Raw genomic sequence first — 688 nt, forward strand, 5'->3', positions numbered from 1 at the left:
TTTATAAATCACAAATTCCTTTATTTTCTCCATAAACACTATACCAGTCTTGATTAAAATCATCTACAGCTTTTTCAATATTTGGATTATTAAAAATCGCTTTTAGAACACTGACTGGTGCTGTAATTGCTTGGGCTCCACTATTAAAAGAATCTCTTACTTGCTGGACACCTTTGAAACTGGCTGCTAAAATCTTACAATCATAATCATCCATCACGATTCGATTTGACAACTCATTGATTAATTCAAACGGATCACTACCAAGGTTCCCAATTCGATTAACATATGGAGCAATATAATCAGCTCCGGCTGCCAATGCCATATATGCCTGCATCAGGTCGTAAACAGCAGTTGCTGTAACATTGATGCCTTCTGCTTTTAAAATCTTGATAGCTTTGATTCCTTCATATGATACAGGAATCTTCACATAAACTCGATTATCAATTTCCTTTAAAATTCGATGTGCTTCATTAACCATCTCATCACAATTTTTAGAAATCACTTGAACATGTAAGCTTCTATCTGTTCCAATAATATCTCTTACTTTTCTCATGTGATCAAAGAAGTTTTCTGGTGCAGTTGCTTTTACAATAGAAGGGTTGCTTGTCACTCCTACGATTGGCATATGATCTATAGCATCTTTAATTTCCTCTAAATTCACAGTATCAATAATAAATTCCATTTTTAT

General features: G+C 33.7%; 1 protein-coding gene. It reads right to left on the reverse strand.

From position 1 onward, the window contains the following. Position 1 precedes the first annotated feature (1 nt). Positions 2-682, reverse strand: coding sequence for a fructose-6-phosphate aldolase (locus tag KTF99_RS16860; RefSeq protein ID WP_008792017.1), 681 nt, complete (start codon positions 680-682; stop codon positions 2-4). Positions 683-688: the final 6 nt, after the last annotated feature.

The organism is Erysipelatoclostridium sp. MSK.7.34 (assembly GCF_019041935.1).
Lineage (GTDB): Bacteria > Bacillota_I > Bacilli_A > Erysipelotrichales > Coprobacillaceae > Thomasclavelia > Thomasclavelia ramosa.